Origin of the sequence: Virgibacillus proomii (genome assembly GCF_018916875.1) — a bacterium.
Lineage (GTDB): Bacteria > Bacillota > Bacilli > Bacillales > Amphibacillaceae > Virgibacillus > Virgibacillus proomii_B.
Genome location: NZ_JAHLNO010000005.1, coordinates 76,793 through 94,750, shown reverse-complemented (window position 1 = coordinate 94,750; position 17,958 = coordinate 76,793). Strand labels below are relative to the sequence as shown.

Annotated in this window: 15 protein-coding genes and 1 pseudogene; 3 read left to right on the top strand and 13 right to left on the bottom strand. The window is 37.6% G+C overall.

The window, feature by feature from the left end; translation table 11 throughout:
- Positions 1-7 precede the first annotated feature (7 nt).
- The 6 genes from priA to KQI21_RS04095 form a co-directional block, all read right to left on the bottom strand.
- A complete protein-coding gene (gene priA, locus KQI21_RS04120; RefSeq protein WP_216482770.1) occupies positions 8-2,416 on the bottom strand; it encodes a primosomal protein N' in 2,409 nt (802 codons plus the stop codon).
- The gene (coaBC, locus tag KQI21_RS04115) at positions 2,413-3,627 is read right to left on the bottom strand and encodes a bifunctional phosphopantothenoylcysteine decarboxylase/phosphopantothenate--cysteine ligase CoaBC (RefSeq protein ID WP_216482769.1); all 1,215 of its coding nucleotides are present in this window, start codon (positions 3,625-3,627) and stop codon (positions 2,413-2,415) included. The genes priA and coaBC overlap by 4 nt, the downstream gene beginning before the upstream one ends.
- A 376-nt stretch (positions 3,628-4,003) precedes the next feature.
- The gene (gene rpoZ / locus KQI21_RS04110; protein WP_216482768.1) at positions 4,004-4,201 is read right to left on the bottom strand and encodes a DNA-directed RNA polymerase subunit omega; all 198 of its coding nucleotides are present in this window, start codon (positions 4,199-4,201) and stop codon (positions 4,004-4,006) included.
- Positions 4,201-4,818, bottom strand: a complete 618-nt coding sequence (gene gmk / locus KQI21_RS04105; protein ID WP_216482767.1) for a guanylate kinase — start codon at positions 4,816-4,818, stop codon at positions 4,201-4,203. Before gmk ends, rpoZ begins: the two co-directional genes overlap by 1 nt.
- Positions 4,819-4,829: 11 nt before the next feature.
- The gene (gene remA, locus KQI21_RS04100) at positions 4,830-5,093 is read right to left on the bottom strand and encodes an extracellular matrix/biofilm regulator RemA (protein WP_077320362.1); all 264 of its coding nucleotides are present in this window, start codon (positions 5,091-5,093) and stop codon (positions 4,830-4,832) included.
- A gap of 736 nt (positions 5,094-5,829) precedes the next feature.
- A complete protein-coding gene (locus tag KQI21_RS04095) occupies positions 5,830-6,711 on the bottom strand; it encodes a YicC/YloC family endoribonuclease (protein ID WP_216482766.1) in 882 nt (293 codons plus the stop codon).
- A gap of 247 nt (positions 6,712-6,958) precedes the next feature.
- Between KQI21_RS04095 and KQI21_RS04090 the strand changes: the two are divergent.
- Positions 6,959-7,203: pseudogene (locus KQI21_RS04090) on the top strand (helix-turn-helix transcriptional regulator).
- Between the two features lie 258 nt (positions 7,204-7,461).
- Here the strand turns inward: KQI21_RS04090 and KQI21_RS04085 are convergent.
- Entirely contained in the window at positions 7,462-10,116 is a 2,655-nt protein-coding gene (locus KQI21_RS04085) for a cation-translocating P-type ATPase (protein WP_216482765.1), read from the bottom strand.
- Positions 10,117-10,248: 132 nt separating this feature from the next.
- Between KQI21_RS04085 and KQI21_RS04080 the strand changes: the two genes are divergently transcribed.
- Positions 10,249-11,973: an Rqc2 family fibronectin-binding protein gene (locus tag KQI21_RS04080; RefSeq protein ID WP_216482764.1), complete on the top strand. Its 1,725-nt coding sequence runs from the start codon at positions 10,249-10,251 to the stop codon at positions 11,971-11,973.
- Between the two features lie 366 nt (positions 11,974-12,339).
- Here the strand turns inward: KQI21_RS04080 and KQI21_RS04075 are convergent, their stop codons facing one another.
- Together KQI21_RS04075 and KQI21_RS04070 are read right to left on the bottom strand one after the other, a co-directional pair.
- Positions 12,340-12,759 (bottom strand): organic hydroperoxide resistance protein, encoded by a 420-nt coding sequence (locus tag KQI21_RS04075; RefSeq protein ID WP_216482763.1) that lies wholly within the window; start codon positions 12,757-12,759, stop codon positions 12,340-12,342.
- A 67-nt stretch (positions 12,760-12,826) separates the two neighbouring features.
- On the bottom strand, positions 12,827-13,687 hold the full coding sequence (locus KQI21_RS04070) for a LysR family transcriptional regulator (protein WP_216482762.1): 861 nt from the start codon (positions 13,685-13,687) through the stop codon (positions 12,827-12,829).
- Positions 13,688-14,144: 457 nt separating this feature from the next.
- Here KQI21_RS04070 and KQI21_RS04065 point away from each other — a divergent pair, with 457 nt between their 5' ends.
- Positions 14,145-14,909: a class I SAM-dependent methyltransferase gene (locus KQI21_RS04065; protein ID WP_216482761.1), complete on the top strand. Its 765-nt coding sequence runs from the start codon at positions 14,145-14,147 to the stop codon at positions 14,907-14,909.
- Positions 14,910-14,973: 64 nt separating this feature from the next.
- Here KQI21_RS04065 and pyrE read toward each other — a convergent pair whose 3' ends face one another.
- From pyrE to KQI21_RS04045, 4 genes are read right to left on the bottom strand one after another with little or no spacing between them, the layout of a single operon-like run.
- On the bottom strand, positions 14,974-15,588 hold the full coding sequence (gene pyrE, locus KQI21_RS04060) for an orotate phosphoribosyltransferase (RefSeq protein ID WP_216482760.1): 615 nt from the start codon (positions 15,586-15,588) through the stop codon (positions 14,974-14,976).
- Positions 15,575-16,285 (bottom strand): orotidine-5'-phosphate decarboxylase, encoded by a 711-nt coding sequence (gene pyrF, locus KQI21_RS04055; protein ID WP_216482784.1) that lies wholly within the window; start codon positions 16,283-16,285, stop codon positions 15,575-15,577. The genes pyrE and pyrF overlap by 14 nt, the downstream gene beginning before the upstream one ends.
- The gene (locus KQI21_RS04050; RefSeq protein WP_216482759.1) at positions 16,282-17,193 is read right to left on the bottom strand and encodes a dihydroorotate dehydrogenase; all 912 of its coding nucleotides are present in this window, start codon (positions 17,191-17,193) and stop codon (positions 16,282-16,284) included. Before KQI21_RS04050 ends, pyrF begins: the two co-directional genes overlap by 4 nt.
- Positions 17,190-17,948, bottom strand: coding sequence for a dihydroorotate dehydrogenase electron transfer subunit (locus KQI21_RS04045; protein ID WP_309245498.1), 759 nt, complete (start codon positions 17,946-17,948; stop codon positions 17,190-17,192). Before KQI21_RS04045 ends, KQI21_RS04050 begins: the two co-directional genes overlap by 4 nt.
- Between the last annotated feature and the right edge of the window lie 10 nt (positions 17,949-17,958).

Genomic DNA, 17,958 nt, shown 5'->3' with positions numbered 1-17,958 from the left:
TATGTTTTTACATTAAATGATATGGTTCAAAATCGATGGAAATGAATACACCATCTTTTCGTATTTGCTCCGCAAAATAATCGACTATTTTACGCAGATATGTGCGTAAATCAGGTTCATTCCTGTATTTTATCATGCATTGATAACGATATCTATCTTTTATCCGTGGTATAGGTGATGGAGTCGGTCCTAAAATAATTGTTTCCCGTTTTACTGCTTTTGCAAGCATATTTACTATTTGCTGAGCAATCTGTATAACCTTTACTTGATTCGGATGAGTAATCGTTATTAAGGCTAAAAAGAAATAGGGAGGATATTGAAAGTTCTTCCGCATGATCATTTCCTTTTGATAAAAAGCCGTATAATCATAGTGACTTGCAAGTTCAATACTATAATGCTCAGGTGTATACGTTTGAACAATAACTCTACCAGCTAGTTCATGCCGTCCAGCCCGGCCACTCACTTGAGTAAGAATTTGAAACGTTTTTTCCGACGAACGAAAATCTGGTAAGTGCAGCATGGAATCAGCAGTCAACACACCAACTAATGTGACATTTTCAAAATCTAAACCTTTTGCAATCATTTGGGTACCTAATAAAATATCAGCTTGCTTATTAGCAAATTGAGTCAACAATTTTTCATGAGAGCCTTTTCTCCGTGTTGTGTCTACATCCATTCGGATAACCCTTGCCTCTGGAATTAATTGGGCCAGTACTTCTTCCACCCGTTGTGTACCCGTACCAAAGTATCGGATGCTATCACTCTGACATTCAGGACACTGTACAGGCATTGGTTCTTCATAGGAACAATAATGACATTTTAATTTATGATGACGTTTGTGAAATGTCAAGGCAATATCACAATGGGGACACTCTTTTACATGACCGCACTCTCGGCACATAACAAAAGTTGAATATCCTCTGCGATTTAATAATAGAACCACCTGTTCTCCTTTTTGTAAGCATTGGTCGATCGCCTGTTTTAAAACTCTGGAAAACATGGTACGATTACCTGCATGTAACTCTTTTCGCATATCGATAATTTCAACTGGCGGCAATTCTTTTTTATTTGTCCGCTCGTTTAATGTTGCTAGCTGATAAACTCCTTTTCTCGCTCTGGCGTATGATTCAAGCATTGGTGTAGCACTGCCTAAAATCACCGGACATTGGTGGGCTTTTCCACGATAAATAGCTACGTCTCTTGCATGATAACGAGGGTGATCCTCTTGCTTATACGTAGACTCATGTTCTTCATCAATAATGATCACCCCTATGTTTTCAAATGGTGCAAAAATAGCTGACCTCGCACCAACTACTACCTGCACTTCTTTCCGATAGATTCTACGCCATTCATCATACTTTTCTCCTGCCGATAAAGCACTATGCATGACAGCAACATTAGAACCGAATCTGCCCTTAAAACGTTTCACCATCTGCGGTGTTAGGGAAATTTCTGGAACTAGCATAATCGCTTCTTTTCCCTTAGCAATCACATCTTGAATCACTTGGAGATAGATTTCCGTTTTTCCACTCCCGGTAATACCATGTAATAAAAATACATCATGCTCTTCATTCTTCACTTTTTCTTTCATTGGCTTTATCGCTGTTGCTTGCTGGTTCGTTAACGGTAAAGCTTCTGTAGCAGGGAACTCCCTATCTTGATAAGGATCACGGTACACCTCGATTTGGTAACTTTCCAAGTATCCTTTTTTCTTTAGTGCATTAATTGTATGATCCGTAGTTTTTAATTGACGTAACAATCTTTGTTTTTCAATTGGTTCTGGATATTGGATAAAAAATGACAGCATTTGTTTTTGCTTTTTTGCGTTTTTAGCTAAATCTAGATGGGCTTCCTCTAGTTCATGTAGTTCTTTTTTTGGTTTAATCATCGTTTGATATTTTTTGGTAACCCGTGACTTGACGATATATTCAATCACTACATCACCATCTTGAACGGCTTCTGACAAGCGAATATACGGAATGTTGGACGCAATGAATTCTTCATATGGGACTACATCACGACCAGCGAAAAAAGTTTCCAGTTCAGCAGAAAGTGGTGATTCCGCTATACGGACAAGTTCTTTTTTATAGGTTGCCTTTAAAACTTGTGGGAGCATTGCTTGAAATGTTGTTATTTGTAAACTAATTGTTTGCTCGGCAAGCCACTTGCCTAGAGTTAATAATTCATTTGTTAATACAGGCTGAAGATCAAGTACGTCATGAAGTGGCTTTAGCTTTGTAACCGTTGATGTTTCTCTTTCTCCAACGATAAACCCCATCACTTTTCTTGGACCAAATGGAACAATTACACGCATTCCAACCGAAGCAATATCTTTAAATTTCTCTGGTACAAGATAATCAAAAGTTTGGTCTATGGCACTTGCAGGAACATCAACAATAACCTTCGCAATATTCACTGTTCTGGATCCTCCATATCCTGATGAATTAATTTAATAATTTGTCTGGCAATTTCTTGTTTGGTCGCTAATGTCAAATGTTCTATTTTTCCATATTTGTTTACATAAGTCACTTCATTCGTGTCTTTGGCAAAGCCTGCCCCTTCAGAAGCTATATTATTAATGACAATTGCATCTAGATGTTTACTTTTTAATTTTTTCTTCCCGTTTTCAAATGGTTCTTCCGTTTCTGCGGCAAAGCCAACAAGAAACTGTCCTGATTTCTGTTCACCAAGTGATTTTAATATATCCTTCGTTCGTTCCATTTTGATCTGTAATGGGCCATCTTGCTTTTTCATCTTATGCTCATACGTGACTGCCGGGCGGTAATCTGCCACTGCCGCTGCTTTAATAACAATATCACTGGAAGTTAAATGTTTATGCATTTCTTGATACATTTCATCAGCAGTAGTAACATGAATTGTTTTAATGTTTGGATGATTGGCCACTAACGAAGTAGGACCAGCTACTAAAGTAACAGAAGCTCCCGCTTTAGCGGCTGCTTCTGCTAAGGCAAATCCCATTTTACCTGATGAGTGATTCGTGAAAAAGCGAACTGGATCTATTTTTTCTCTAGTCGGACCAGCAGAAATAAGCACTTGCTTGCCTTGTAAAAACAAGTGCTTCTCATCTGCTTGATGTGCTTCGACTGCTTCAATAATTGAGGCAGGCTCCTCTAGTCTTCCTTTGCCGACGTACCCACAAGCTAAATAACCATCACCGGGCTCGATAAAATGATAGCCCCATTCTTCTAAAGTTTGCATGTTTTGGATAACAGCCGGGTGAGCGTACATGTGGACATTCATTGCTGGAGCAATATATACTTCTGCTTGTGTAGCAAGAAGTAACGTTGTTAACATGTCATCGGCAATGCCGTTGGCAAGCTTACCAATTAAATTAGCTGTTGCTGGAGCAAGAATAACAATATCTGCCCAATCAGCGACATCAATATGAGCGATTTTAGCAGGGTCTTTTTCATCAAACGTATCCGTATATACTGGATTACGGGACAGAGCTTGAAAAGTTAAAGGTGATGCGAATTTTGTAGCGTTTTCCGTCATAACCACCTTGACGTTAGCACCTTTTTGCGTCAGCTTACTAGTAAGCGTACAAGCTTTATAAGCAGCTATTCCTCCGGACACACCTACGACTATATTTTTAGAAGCAATCATTGCTTAGTTCCCCTTTCTATTGTTAAAACAGTTAATCATATGTAGAGATAATGGTAATAAGAAACGGTTTTGCTTGTTAGTTCAGAAGCTTAAAAAGCTGATCTTGAAGAAAAATCCCTCGCAGCTTGTATCGCGAGGGAATTTATTGTCAAACTAAAACATGCAGTTCGTTCCATATCTCTATCAATAAATTTAAAGTAAATCTTCAATCTGTGAGGGGGTTCTTTTATCCCCCACTGATTATTAGTACCTTAATGGTATGACCTAAAGGCCCTTGTAACAAATCGGGCATTTACCGTTTCTACAATTTAAACTTTTCGTTTTCTCTTAGTTGTATCTTACGGCACCTTACATGCGAGGTAAATGATCGGTTTTCCTAGTTTTCCTCTTGGATAAATAATTTTCCTGCCTCAACTTCTTCAAGAGCCATCCCAACATATTGGTGGGATTTAGGATGTTCAATCAACACCTTTTTCGTTTCACTCATTTGCCTTGCGCGTTTGGCCGATAAAATAACGAGGGTATATTTTGAATTAATTTTACTTAACAGTGAATCAATAGATGGTTCCAGCATTACAATTCATCCTCCAATATCCGTTTATATTGTTTGGCAATTCGCTCACGTCTTAAATGTTCACTTTGAATAATCGCTTGAATCTTAGAAACCGCAAAACCAACATCATCATTTACAACGACATAATCATAAGCATCCATCATCTCAATCTCTTTTCTTGCCTCTTTTAATCTGTTTAACACAAGCTCCTCGGTTTCCGTTCCACGATGAAGAATCCGGTTTTTCAGTTCTTCTAAACTCGGAGGGAATAGAAAAATGAATACACCTTCTGGAAAATTCTCACGAACCTGTAAAGCACCTTGGACTTCAATTTCAAGAAAAACATCGTGACCAGCAGCAAGTGTTTTTTCTACGTAATTACGAGGTGTACCATAATAATTATTAACATATTTTGCATATTCTAATAACTGTTTTTGTTCAATCAATGTTTCGAAATCCTCTTTGGATTTAAAAAAATAATCCACTCCCTCTTGTTCCCCTGGACGCTTCTCACGCGTTGTCATGGAAATAGAATATTTCAAATCTGTTTTTTGGCTAAACAACGCTTTGCGAACTGTTCCTTTTCCAACCCCAGAAGGTCCGGATAGAACAAAAAGAATACCTTTTTCTTCGATCAAATTATTTCCTCCTAATTATCATCCGTTATTTCTTCATGACTTAGCACACGTTGACCTACTGTTTCAGGTTGTACCGCAGACAATATAACATGGTCACTATCTGTTATAATAACTGCTCTTGTTCTTCTTCCGTAAGTTGCATCTACTAATTTATTGTTATCCCTAGCTACACTAATAATTCGTTTGATCGGAGCTGATTCCGGCGATACAATCGAAATAACTCTGTTCGCAGAAACAACATTTCCAAAACCAATATTAATTAAACGTAAACTCAACATAAACCCTCCGTATACTTCTTTTTTCTCTATTTTATTTTAACAAACAATTCGTTGAAGCTCGTCGTATCCAAGTTGCATTCCAGTTATAAACTTTAAAGACTGTATCATAAAGTGAAACTTCATTCAGTAGGAGTTTTCTTCCATCTCCTACTGAATGTTAGTACTTTAATGGTATGACCTAAGGCCCTTGAACGAATCAGGCATTTAGGTGCCGTTTTCTCCCACTTAGACCCTTTTGTATCAACTCGAGGCTCTTGAAATGGGAGTCTTACGGCACCCTACATGCGGGATAAAAATAAAGACCGAAAGATTCATATTTACCATTACAGTGCAATTATTTAAGAAGACAAAGCCGAGTAAAAACGGAATTTTTTAAACAGGATTGTCTCATGAAGATCATTTTAAATACACACAATCTACTACTTGAAACCTCGCCTTTCGAACTTCAACGCACTGGACGTGTTAATGTCGGTACTATAACAGGACTAGAAAAGCTCCGGGCAGGAATACATTGCAAATTCTCTAAGGATGTAGAAATATTAGCAGACTTGAAGTCCCATTAACCTCTATTTAAATACATACTTAAAGCTAAATTAATACTATGTAATTCGTTTATTTTAACCCTTGCACTATTTTTAATAAATGCGTCAATATGAAAGATTATACAGATAGTTGGTACCATTATACAACCTATAGTGTCATTATACGTAAAAAAGGGGGGAAAACTCAACTATTATTCCATGTTTTGCACCTGTTCTTTTATTTTTTCTATTTCACTTTTTAATGTGATCGTATGTTCACTGATCAAGCTATTAACTGATTTCGATCCAATTGTATTTACTTCACGGAGCAATTCTTGTGTAATAAAATTCAGTTTTCGGCCAATCGGTCCATCTAATTCTAACGTCTGTTTAAATTGTTGAATATGACTGTTTATTCTTGTTATCTCTTCCGATATGTCTCCTTTTTCAGCAAGAAGAACAATTTCTTGATAGATGCGAGAATCATCTTTACTTAACTCTTGGTTTAAATGCAGCTCTAATCGATGTTTGATTCGTTCTCGATACTCTTTCATGACCATTGGTCGTAATCTTTTAATTGCGTCAACGAGCTGTTGCAATGTTTCACTTCGTTCTTGTAAATCGCTTTGCAATGCCTGTCCTTCAACTCTTCTCATTGCATAAACCTGCTTGCAAACATCCGTAACTACTGCTAACAATGTAGATATTAATTCATCCGAATATTCTTCTACCTCTTGAATGGAGAATACATCTGGAAATGCTGAAATGACCGTTATCGGTATATCTCCAGCAAGCTGATAACGTTGTTTTAATTCCTGTAATTGTGTCATATATTGCTCGATTAAACTCCAATTTATTTGAACTTGTTTACTGAAAAGTGTATTCCCATCTATTTGAATATAAACCTCAACTCTACCCCGCTGGAAAAATGATTGAATAATCTTTTTAAGTTTTTCTTCTAAAAATAATAACCTATTCGGAATTTTCATCTGTATATCAAGGAAACGATGATTCACTGTCTTGATTTCAACAGTTATTGTTGCTTGTTCTGTAACTATTTGTTTATTTCCATAGCCTGTCATACTTACTGCCATAAACATCACCACTCCATCTATGGATATTATACGCTCTTTCCCTTCAACTTGAAAAGAAATACGTTTAATATATATGATACAGGATTAACTTTTCCATACGTAAAATAGAAACGGACTGTTAAATGTACAGATACTTTAAGAATACATGTTTAAAAAGAAATCAGAGTTTAAGAGTATATTTTGCGTAATATATAGAGTGACTTGGTAATGTATATATTACACTTAGGTTATGGAGGTTAAATAAGAGGTGAAAAATAAAGTAAAGATAGCTCGTGTTCAAGTAGACGTAACACAGCAACAATTAGCAGAAATAGAGGAGTGACTTGGCAAACCATTAGCCTGATTGAGAAAGGTAAATTATAACCCTACGCTAAAGTTGTGCCCGATAAATGTTATGCAATAAATAGGTCGTTGAATGAAATAGTTTGGATTGACAAGGCAGGCAGATACATGAAACAGATTAACGATGATGATTATAAGCGCAAAAGCTAGAAGCACTCGGTTAGCAGCATATAAACAGCAGATCTTCTGACAAGATACAGGAAAACGCAAAGGTATGACCTAAGGCCTTTAAACGAATCGGGAATTTAGGAGCCGTTTTTCTCATAAAGTTGCAACATGATAAGCAGATCTTTAAATGAGAAAAATATGGCTCTTTACATCCGGGATAAAGAAAACATGCCTCTAAAACGTCAATAAATAGAACGTACCTAAACATACTGTTAGATACGTTCCCCATAGTTTTCTGATCTACTTTTTTGTAAAACCAAATAAAACAGTTGGTAAAGCACCTAGGCCGAAGATTAACATCCAATCTCTTAAGCTAAGTGAAACTGTATGGAAGACTGGCTGCAATGGCTGCCAATAAACAACGATTAACAGCAAGAACAATGAAGAAAGAACTGCTAATACGAGGTACATATTTTCAAATGGATTTCGCGAAAAGATAGATTGTTCACTCCGACAATCAAACACATGAATTAATTGGGCAAGTACTAACGTGGTAAATGCTACAGTTCGGGCATAGGCGAGATGATCTGGGTTGGCTTGATATGTCACCATAAAAGCGACCAACGTAACGATGCCAATGACAATCCCTCGACTGATAATTTTATAACCTAATCCGCGAGAAAACACTCCTTCTTTCAAGCTCCTTGGCCGTTTTTTCATTACTTCGCCCTCAGCCTTATCCATTCCAAGTGCCATTGCTGGAAGCCCATCTGTTACTAGGTTTACCCATAAAATTTGTACTGGAACAAGCGGCAACGGTAGGGAAAGCAACATAGCAAAGAGCATAACGAGAATTTCTCCAACATTGGAGGCTAGTAAATAACGGATAAATTTTCTAATATTCTCGTAAATGGTACGTCCTTCTTCAATCGCTGCTTTAATGGTTGCAAAATTATCATCCATTAATATAAGGGAGGATGCTTCTTTCGTTACATCTGTTCCACTAATTCCCATACTTACACCAATATTACTTGCTTTTATTGCAGGTGCATCATTGACACCATCTCCAGTCATGGCAACAACATGTCCCTGTTCTTGAAACGCGTGAACGATTCTTAACTTATGCTCTGGAGTAACTCGAGCGAACACATAAATATTTTCAATTACATCTTCTAGTTCCTGCTGTGACATATTATTTATCTGCGATCCTTCTAAAACCTGTCCATCTTCTGGCATTAGATCTAAGTTTATAGCGATGGCCCGTGCAGTTTTTGCATGATCCCCTGTAATCATCACGGTTTTAATTCCTGCACTTCTACATTCTTTAATAGCTCCTTTCACTTCTTTACGAGGTGGATCGATCATACCATATACACCAATAAAGGTTAGATCTTTCTCCAGTATGCTCGATTGTAAATCGTCTTGTTTGGTTAATGGCTTGATCGCAATGGCTAATGTACGAAGTGCTTTTTCAGCCATACTATTAATTGCTTGCTCAATCATTTTTTGCTGGTTTGCCTTTAATAGCTGGCGCCCTTGTTCATCCATCACATAGGTGGATCGTGGTAATAAAATTTCTGGTGCTCCTTTGGTAATTAGAAAACGACGTTGATTCACATCTTCTACGACGACGCTCATCCGCTTTCTGACAGAATCAAACGGAAATTCTTTAATTATTTTATATGGTTCTGCATTGACTATGGTCAGTCCAAATTTTCTTGCTGCTATCAGCAAAGCCCCATCGGTTGGATTTCCTTCTATTGCATGTTTGCCCTTTTTTACAACAATAGAAGCATGATTGCATAGCATGCCATATAACAACATCGATTCTAAATTTGAATAACGATGATCGACTTTTTGTTTATCTAAAAAATAATCGCCATTTAATTCATACCCGTCTCCTGTCACATATAAATGCTTTCCATTAATAAAGACTTCTTTTACAGTCATTTTATTCTGCGTCATTGTCCCGGTTTTATCTGAGCAAATAACCGAAGCACAGCCTAATGTTTCGACAGCGGATAACTTGCGAACAATTGCTTTTTTGCGAATCATTCGTTGAACTCCTAGGGATAATGCGACGGTTACAATAGCTGGCAACCCTTCAGGAATAGCAGCAACAGCAAGCGATACTCCTGCTAAAAACATTGTATATAATGGTTGGCCTTGTACAACTCCCAATACGACAACAAGAGCAGTAAGCAAGAGAGCAACAACAATTAATATTTTTCCTAATTCAGCAAGCTTTCGTTCTAATGGAGTCATTACTTTTTTTGTGTTTGCCATTAATGAAGCAATTTGCCCCATTACTGTCTGCATACCAGTACCTACTACAATACCAATACCAGATCCCCGTGTTACTAGCGTACTCATAAAGCCCATATTAATCTGATCTTGAGCATCTAAATGATCACGATGGATAGCAGCAGCATGCTTCATTACTGGTAAGGATTCACCTGTTAATGCTGATTCCTCTGTTTCTAAACTATCCGATTTAACAATTCGAATATCAGCAGGAATCCGGTCTCCACTCGTTATTCTGACAACATCTCCTACAACGACATCTTTGGATGGGATCCTTTCCCATTTCTTATTTCGCAAGACATAGGCCATTGGCGCAGATAATTCCTTTAATTTATCCAACGATTTTTCTGCTTTTTGTTCTTGAAAAAAGCCAATGAATCCATTAACAAGGACAATTACCATTATTGCAATTGCATCAATGTATTCACCTAATAATCCAGCTACTAAGGTAGCTGCTAATAAAATCAGCACCATAAAATCTTGGAATTGTTTTAGGAAAATTAACCACTTAGGTACTTTCTTCTGTGCCTCTAGTGCATTCACTCCGTACTGCTTTTGTCTTTTTTCTACTTGTTTATCCGTTAAACCTCGATTCACAGTTACATGCAGTTTCTTTTCTACATCTTTTACATCTAATTGATACCAGTTCATCTGCATTCCTCCAACTCTAGCGCTCATAACTATTCGAAGAAATTGCTTTTTCTTCTTTGTTGTTTTTTCTCCTTAACGATATGTATGCAGACTTGTCCATAAAAATGCTATAATTGCCAATGAGGTGATCGTATGCCATTTGACGGTATTGTAACGCGTGCAGTAACAGAAGAGTTAAAAGCAGAGCTTACTTTAGGGAAAATAACCAAAATTTATCAACCTACGGACACAGAAGTCGTCTTAACTATTCGTAATAAACGTAAAAATTTCGTTTTATTACTTTCTATCCATCCAACATATGCTCGAATGCATCTAACAAATGAACAGTTTGCGAATCCAAAAGAGCCACCAATGTTCTGCATGGTTTTGCGAAAGTATTTATCTGGGGCGTTCATTGAACAAATCAATCAACTTGGAATGGAGCGGATTGTACAATTTACGATTCAAGGAAGAAATGAAATTGGTGATCTGTCCACGAAGAAATTGATTATTGAATTGATGGGAAAACATAGTAATCTATTGCTTGTAGATGTAGAGCAAGGGCATATTATCGATAGTTTAAAACATGTATCAAGCTCGCAAAATAGACATCGAACTATTCTTCCTGGTCAAGCCTACTTACTTCCTCCCAAACAGGAGAAATTGGATCCCTTGACAACAGATGCAGAGCAATTCGTTAATAAACTTGATTTTAATGCAGGCAAGCTCGACTCCCAAATCATTAATTATTTAACAGGTTTTTCACCGGTTATTGCAAAAGAGATGGTTCATCGTGCTTATTTAGGTGATCGTAGTAAATATAAACAAGTTTTTTCCGATATTCAGATACATTTACTTGAAAACGAATATACACCTACCATTTACCAGCATCAAAAAGAAGATTTTCATGTCATTCCTTTAACTCATATTACTGGTGAAAACATGACTTTCTCTACAACTAATACCATGCTGGATCAATTTTACACAGGAAAAGCAGAGCGGGATCGTGTCAAACAACAAGCAAAAGATTTGTATCGTTTTTTGAAAAATGAACGAGATAAAAATCGACGAAAGTTAAAAAAGCACGAGCAAACGATTAAAAAAGCTAAAAATAAAGAAAAATACCAACGATTAGGTGAATTATTAACAGCACATTTACATCTTGTGTCAGCTGGTGACCAAAAAGTGACGGTAACTGACTACTACAATCCGGAACAAAAGAAAATAACCATTGATTTAGATCCAACGAAAACACCAAGTGAAAATGCCCAACATTACTTTAAGACATACCAAAAATTAAAAACATCAGAACATAAAGTAACAGCAGAAATTGAAAAGACAAAACGGGAAATTGATTATTTAGAGCAATTACTTCAGCAAATAGATATAGCTAGCAGTAATGATGTTCAAGAAATTCGCGAGGAACTTCGTGAAGAAGGCTATTTAAAAAAGCATATGGTTGCAAGGAAAAATAAGCACATGACTAAAAAGCCAGTGCCCGAGAAATATATAGCATCTGATGGAACTACTATATTAGTTGGTAAAAACAATAAACAGAATGAGTATTTAACGATGAAACTCGCTGCTCGTGATGATATTTGGTTGCATACAAAAGATATTCCCGGCTCACATGTCGTTATTCGCTCGAAGGCACCAAGTGATGAAACATTGCAGGAAGCCGCACAGTTAGCTGCGTATTTTAGTAAATCGCGACAATCTTCCTCCGTACCTGTTGACTATACAAAAATACGACATGTAAAAAAGCCAAACGGTGCTAAACCTGGATTTGTAACTTATGATAGTCAAAAAACACTCTTTGTTACTCCAAATAAGCAACTTGTTAAGCAATTAAAAACGCCCAAGGAAGACTCAAAATAAAATCTTCCTTGGGCGTTTAAGGGCTTTTCAAAATGTCTGGTAAAAATGACACATCGAATTTCATCGTACGTTAGAACGTATAAAATTTTAGCGTTGAAGTTCATTCAACGTAGTTAAAAATTTTTATACGTTCTAAGTATACGTGCAACTAGGCTATCGTCTGCGCTTTGCTTGCTGCTAGCCAAGTTTTCTTTATTGGTTCGCTTCTTCGTTCCTTGGAAAAGAAAAGCGCTTTTCTGGCATGGGATTGCATTTCGAGGAAGCCATTCTAGTGCTCATGTATCAAATGTGCATACACTTCCGCTACTCGAAATAGCGCCCCTTGAAAATTTATTATCCTCCTTTTTGAACACGCACTACAACGAATTAGATTGCTCGGGGTTTTAATTGGACATCGATATTTCCTCTTGTTGCTTTTGAATAAGGACAAACTTGATGTGCCTTTTTCGCTAGTTCCTCTGCTTCGCTCTGTTCAACACCCTTTATTTTAATCGTAAGTTCTACCGCAATTTTAAACCCATTATCCTCAGAGTCCTTAAGCAGACTAACTGCAGCTGTTGTTTCGGAATCAATTTTCTTTTTTTCTTTAGAGGCAACTAAATGAAGTGCACCATCATAGCAAGCTGAATAAGCTGCTGCAAATAATTGCTCCGGATTTGATCCTCTAGCTTGTTTATCATTTGCCGGATTAACGAGTGCTAAGTCAATTAAGCCATCATCTGATTGCACATGTCCATCCCGACCATTTTTTGCAGTTGCTGTCGATGTAAAAATAACATTTTCCATGCTTATCACTCCTTTTTTTAAGCTACTGATATATACCCTTTCACTGATTTAGTTTAAACACGAAGCCTTAAAAAGTTAAAAATGATACGAGTTCATCAATAAAATGGTTGACCTGAGGCAATGCGCGTACTCCGTCTTGAAAACAAACCCACGTATGCCTAGATACTGCTTTTCCATTTAATCGTAAAGGAATATTCGGATACTCCTCCTTCATCGAATCAGATACACTTTCAGGCAGTACTGCCATGCCAAGTCCTTGCTTCATTAGCTGCTTACAGGTTTCAATTTGATCAACCGTAATCGTTTTAACCGGCTTAATCTCATTCTGATGGACATATAGCCAATTATCTACTAACTCATGCATGCTGTCATCGGACTTGAAAGCAATTAATGGTCGTTCCTTTAATTTATTTTTCGGGAATTCCTCTGTATCAAAAATATATAGAGGATCATCAAACAAACGAATACACGTACTTTCTTTCAACTTTTTACCACGAATAATGCACACATGATAGTCTTTATGATTCCGTTTAATATCCTCACTTATACCTGTTACTAAATCTATCGCCACCTTTGGATACTTGGCTGTAAACTTTCCCAGTAAGGCTGGAAGAAACCGTTGGGAAATTAATGAAGAGCACGCAATAGATAACGTTCCCTGAACCTCGTTATGCGAAAGAATTAATTTATTTTTTAATGCTTGCTCTCTTTCTATTACTTTTTGAGCATGGTCTAAAATAATTTCACCCTCTGGTGTTGGAATCAGTTTTTTTGGAGTACGTATGAATACATCATGACCAAAGTATTCCTCCATATATTTGAGCCGTTGTGTAACAGCAGGTTGTGATATTAATACCGTTTTAGCTGTACCTCTAATCGTTCCAATTTCTTGCAATTTCAGCAATAATTTATAGTCGTCTATCTTCATTTCTCCCCAACCTCATTTCCTCTATGATTCAGTATATTTATCCCACATCTGACCGGCAGTATGTCCTCCACCTGGAAGAGTAAGTGGAATCAAGAAGTCTAACAGCAAGTCAAATGTCCGATTGGTTCGGGCCAACAGGACTAGAGTGACTGCTTGAATAGACATCGCACGAAGAAAAAGCGGCTTCCTTTTTCGAGGATAAGGAAAGCTTCCTTGAAGCAGCATCGCACGAAGAAAAAGCGGTTTCCTTTTTCGAGGACGTCGCGCTTTTAGCTTGAGATCCTTTGTATGGCGATGAAAGCCCCCCACTCATGGAAGTTTCACTTTATCATTTCAAACATAAGTATAATTTATCTCAATAAGTAATTATTATCACTTTCTATTATATAACAGTATTTTACTTATTGCATTACGATGATATGCTTAAATTAAGAGAAAAAGTTAGGAGGGTAAACCAATGGATGAAAAAGAAAAAGTGAGACTGGCATTTGCTAAAAATAAGCAGGCTTACATCTCAAGCAGTACGCACAGGAAGAAGAGCGATCTAAAATTAATCGAAGCTTGGCTGCAACCAACAACAACGATGAAGTTATTAGATATAGCAACTGGAGGGGGACATGTTGCTAAACATCTTTCTCCATGTGTCGCTAAGGTATATGCAACAGACCTAACAAAAGAAATGCTAGAAAACACAAAAAAGCACTTACAATCTTTCACAAATATTGAATATCTAATAGCAGACGCTGAACAATTGCCCTTTTTGGACCACAGCTTTGAGCTAATCACATGCCGAATTGCTGCACATCATTTTCCCCATCCTGAGTTATTTATTCAAGAAGTTAAGCGTGTGCTTAAACCAAAGGGGAAGTTTCTATTGATTGATAATATTGCTCCAACTAGTCAAATCCACCGCGACTTTTTACATCAATTAGAAAAGATGCGTGATGAAAGCCATGTTAACTATCTAACTATGTCAGAATGGAAATCACTGTTCCAGAGAAATGGCTTATCGATTTCAAAAGATAAATTTCAGAATAAAACATTATATGTAGAAGAATGGAGTAACCGAACTCTGGATACGATCGAAGAAAAGCAACAGGTTCTCTCTTTTTTACTAAGCACCAATAAAGAAATAACTTCCTACTTCCAAATTAAAACAAAAAATAAGAAACCTGAATGCTTCTCTATCGACGAATGGTTCGTACTGCTTGAGCATGCATAGAAAGATCAGCGGGGCCTGCTTGCCTTTCCATAGGTAAAGTAAAAGATGGCCCCTTCTGTTTATTTTACAAGCTATCTCTCCACTCTAACAGTCTCTGTTTATCCCCTTCATCAATCTCTTCATCTGCTTTTAGTACATCCATTAATGAATCGAACCCGGTAATTGTGTGGTAAGTAAATCCAGCTTGATGAAAATTAGCAGTAGCTTTTGGCAGTCCATATGTAAAAATAGCTAATACACTTAATACTTCAGCACCAGCTAACTGCAAAGCTTTAGCTGCTTCAATAGATGATCCGCCTGTAGAAATTAAATCTTCTATAACGAGTACTTTTTGTTCTTTCTCTATTCGTCCTTCTATTTGGTTGGCTTTTCCATGTGCTTTCGGTTGAGAACGAACATATACCATTGGTAGATGGAGCGAATCTGCCAACCAAGCTGCATGTGGGATACCAGCTGTCGCACAACCTGCTATTAGATCCGGTTTATACTGTAACTCATCTATTAAATGGATAAACGCTTGCGTTATTTTTTTACGAATCTGCGGATAAGACATTGTCAAACGATTATCGCAATAAATAGGTGATTGAATACCTGAGGTCCACGTGAAAAAGCCTTCTGTCTTAATTTGTACTGCTTTTATTTTTAGTAAATCGCGGATAAGTTCTTCATGCTTTGCCATCTTCCCACTCTCCTTTTATTTGTTCATATACTTGTCTCGGATTCGTTGCTTGCGTGATCGTTCGACCAACAACGATCCTATCAGCACCATGATTTCTCGCAAATGTTGGGGTTGCAATTCGCTTTTGGTCATTATCTTGTAAATTTGTTAGACGGATGCCCGGAGTAACAGTAAGAAACGATGGACTACATGCTTTTTTCACAAGGTTTGCTTCATGAACAGAGCATACGACCCCATCTGCTCCGTTTTGCTCTGACAGCTTGGCAAAATGGACGACATTATCGGGTAAATCACCTGTTAGCTTAACTTCACGTTCCATTGTTTTTTGATCCATAGAAGTAAGAATCGTTACTGCTAATAATTTCGTGCTGCCGCTTGGGTTACCAAGTAATAGTCCTTCTTTAGCTGCTTGGATCATGTTCCCGCCGCCAAGCGCATGAACGTTGACCAAATCTACCTCTAATTGACTAAGATTTCGCATTGCTCGCTTTACTGTAGTTGGAATATCATGCAGTTTTAAATCCAGAAAAATGGAGTGATCATTTTTCTGTAATTTTTCAATTATAGCTGGCCCCTCACGATAAAAGAGCTCCATCCCTACTTTTACCGGGATACCAGCCAATTCATTTTCGGTTAAAAATGCATTTGTTTTTGACCAATCAGGAAAATCAAGGGCTAAATAAATTGCTGGATTCATTCGCAAATCGCACCTCCAATTGCCGCTTTCACCGAAGAGAAACCATACTTATTGAGCGTATCCGGTAATTGTTCAATAATTTCCACACAAATGTACGGATTTTGAAAGTTAGCAGTGCCTACAGCTACAGCGCTTGCTCCTGCCAATAAAAATTCAAGAACATCTTCTGCATTCATAACACCGCCCATTCCGATAATGGGTATCTTCACCTGTTGTTTTACTTCATAAATCATCCGAATGGCTACCGGCTTAATGGCTGGTCCGGATAAGCCACCTGTATAATTAGTTAGCAATGGACGTCGTGTCGGTAGATGGATTTGCATACCTGTAATGGTATTGATCATCGATAAGCCATCCGCTCCTGCTTGCTCTACCGCTTTTGCCATCGATACGATATCTGTTACATTTGGTGACAGTTTGACATATACCGGCAGCTGACTTACCTCTTTTACCATCTCCGTTACTTTTTGTGCCATATAAGGATCCGTTCCAAATTGAATGCCACCTTGTTTTACATTCGGGCAAGAAATATTTAATTCCAATGCCGCTACTTGATCTGTTTCATTAAATGCTTTGGCAACTTCTTTATATTCTTCCAGCGTACTTCCAGCGACATTAGCAATAATCGGTACCGAATAGCTGGCAAGAAACGGAACTTCTGTTTCAATAATTTTTGCAACTCCCGGATTTTGTAAACCAATTGCATTTAACATACCCGCCTTTGTCTCAGCAACCCGGGGTGTTGGATTACCGTATCGCGGCTGTAATGTTGCAGCTTTCATTATTACAGCACCCAATTTATTAAGATCATAAAATTGACTATATTCTCTACCAAAGCCAAAACAGCCAGAAGCAGGCATAATTGGATTTTTTAATGATAATCCAGGAATTTCAACAGCTAAATTCATTGCAACTGCACCTCCTTCGCTGAAAAAACCGGGCCATCTTGACAAATCTTTTTGTAACCACCTTGATGATCTGTTGGAATAACGCATGCAAAGCAGGCACCTACTCCACATCCCATGCGTTCCTCTAAAGAAATATACCCCTCTACGTTTACTAATTGCCGTTTCACTGCGGATAACATAGGCATTGGGCCGCAAGTATAATAACGATTAATAGGTTTGGTGAAATTGTCCAAAACATCTGTTACCAACCCTGTTTTTCCATATGATCCATCGTTTGTAACAATGATTGTTTGCGCAAGCTGCTGAAATTTTTCTTCATAAAACACATGTACTTTTGTTTGAAATCCTAATACAGCGAAAAGGTTGACCTCTTGTTCATGCAGTTTTTTCGCTAAATAGTAGAGCGGGGGGACACCGATTCCTCCACCGATTAATACAGCCGTTGAATCTCGTTTCATATCTAGTGGAAAACCATTACCATTTGGTCCTAGAGCGTCTATCGCCTCCCCAACTTGACAGGTTGCTAGCTGTTTCGTCCCTGCTCCCAGTATTTTAAATATAATTGTCACCGTTTCGCTTTCCTTGTCCACATCAGCAATCGAAATCGGGCGTCTTAACATCTGTCCTGGTACAAGTAAATGTAAAAACTGTCCAGGAACTGCGTACTTACTAATATATTTATTTGCCAACACCATTTCTACTGTATCCAAAGCAATATCCTTTTTTTTCGTTATCTGCATAAGCTGTTTTTGCATCAGATCACAA

Excerpts from the sequence above, each read along its gene's own strand:
- coaBC (WP_216482769.1), bottom strand. The coding sequence starts at position 3,627 with ATGATTGCTTCTAAAAATATAGTCGTAGGTGTGTCCGGAGGAATAGCT.
- rpoZ (WP_216482768.1), bottom strand. The coding sequence starts at position 4,201 with ATGCTGGAACCATCTATTGATTCACTGTTAAGTAAAATTAATTCAAAA.
- KQI21_RS04095 (WP_216482766.1), bottom strand. The coding sequence starts at position 6,711 with ATGGCAGTAAGTATGACAGGCTATGGAAATAAACAAATAGTTACAGAA.
- KQI21_RS04085 (WP_216482765.1), bottom strand. The coding sequence starts at position 10,116 with ATGAACTGGTATCAATTAGATGTAAAAGATGTAGAAAAGAAACTGCAT.
- KQI21_RS04080 (WP_216482764.1), top strand. The coding sequence starts at position 10,249 with ATGCCATTTGACGGTATTGTAACGCGTGCAGTAACAGAAGAGTTAAAA.
- KQI21_RS04075 (WP_216482763.1), bottom strand. The coding sequence starts at position 12,759 with ATGGAAAATGTTATTTTTACATCGACAGCAACTGCAAAAAATGGTCGG.
- KQI21_RS04070 (WP_216482762.1), bottom strand. The coding sequence starts at position 13,687 with ATGAAGATAGACGACTATAAATTATTGCTGAAATTGCAAGAAATTGGA.
- KQI21_RS04065 (WP_216482761.1), top strand. The coding sequence starts at position 14,145 with ATGGATGAAAAAGAAAAAGTGAGACTGGCATTTGCTAAAAATAAGCAG.
- pyrE (WP_216482760.1), bottom strand. The coding sequence starts at position 15,588 with ATGGCAAAGCATGAAGAACTTATCCGCGATTTACTAAAAATAAAAGCA.
- pyrF (WP_216482784.1), bottom strand. The coding sequence starts at position 16,285 with ATGAATCCAGCAATTTATTTAGCCCTTGATTTTCCTGATTGGTCAAAA.
- KQI21_RS04050 (WP_216482759.1), bottom strand. The coding sequence starts at position 17,193 with ATGAATTTAGCTGTTGAAATTCCTGGATTATCATTAAAAAATCCAATT.
- KQI21_RS04045 (WP_309245498.1), bottom strand. The coding sequence starts at position 17,948 with ATGCAAAAACAGCTTATGCAGATAACGAAAAAAAAGGATATTGCTTTG.